At 39.6% G+C, this 1,108-nt stretch carries 1 protein-coding gene and 1 pseudogene; both read left to right on the top strand.

Annotation, left to right across the window (positions count from 1 at the left end):
* On the top strand, positions 1 to 682 hold a 682-nt coding region (locus tag ACFINC_RS09720; RefSeq protein ID WP_375617077.1), incomplete at its 5' end, for a hypothetical protein.
* A gap of 1 nt (position 683) precedes the next feature.
* A pseudogene (locus tag ACFINC_RS09715) lies at positions 684 to 1,108 on the top strand (glycine zipper family protein); the annotation flags it as partial.

Raw genomic sequence — 1,108 nt, 5'->3', positions numbered from 1 at the left:
GCGGTTTATGGCTGGGAATAAAGATGCGTTGAATGCTTTTCTATTACAAAAAGTGAACGGTGGTTATGATGCTAGGTCTAAAGAAGAACTGGACCGCCAACGAGAAATGATAGAGCTTAAAAATAGTGAAGCTATTAGCGGTAATATGCTCGAGGATATCGAACGTTTTATGGATTATGTGAACGAGAACGGTGATTGGTCTACAGGCAATTTGGCAGATTGGTTAGCTTTTTTCAAAGTTCCTAAACACCGTGATATGAAATCTCTCCTTGATTCGATTAAAAATCGTATAGGTATCGATAGATTAGAAACCATGAGACGGTATTCACGCAATGGTGCTTCTGGTTTTGGAAATCTCACAGAAAGAGAGCTTGATATATTAAAGAGCTATTTAGGAGCGATAGATTACAAACTGGGTCATAAAGAGCTGATGTATAGATTGAAAAAAATTCATCATATTTTGGGTAAGATGAAAACAGATGTATTGTCGTTGCTACAAAATGGTAAAATTGAATTGACAGCAGAGAAAGTTGATAAAGTCACATCCCAATCGCATTCTACATCTCCACAGCAAAAACGTAGTGATTTGCCGCTTGTTACCAGCAAAGAACAGGAAGATGAATTGCCTTCTGGAACACGCTTTGTTGGTGAAGATGGGAAGATAAGAGTTAAAGGGGATTAAAATGGCATATGTACCTTATTCTCGTATTGTTGATGATGTATCCGATAATAATAGTGGCACTTCTTCAGTGAAGAAGGGGCGTGCTAATCAAGGCAAAAAAACAACGAGTTATATTCCTTATTCCCCTCTTGCTGCTGATGATAAGGCTTCATTTAATTCAAAATCTACAACAGATTATTCTCCACTTGAAGGCAAAGACTGGACCGAATTGCGCGCGCTTTGGAGCAAGTTCATGTCTGGTCTCACGGCGGGGTACAGTGATGAGATGCAAGCAGCGAATGAAGCAGGTTTCACAGATTATTGGCGTGGGGATAAGAAAGCAGAAGAGGTTTATAATAGAAGAGTAGCCAAGGAACGTGCTTATCAAAAAGCGTTGCAAGAAAAACACCCATGGTTGTCTTCTGGTGCTTATATTGCCGGTTCGAT

The sequence above is a fragment of the Bartonella sp. AP58NXGY genome (assembly GCF_042195785.1).
GTDB lineage: Bacteria > Pseudomonadota > Alphaproteobacteria > Rhizobiales > Rhizobiaceae > Bartonella.
This window is presented reverse-complemented; position numbering and strand designations above follow the sequence as displayed.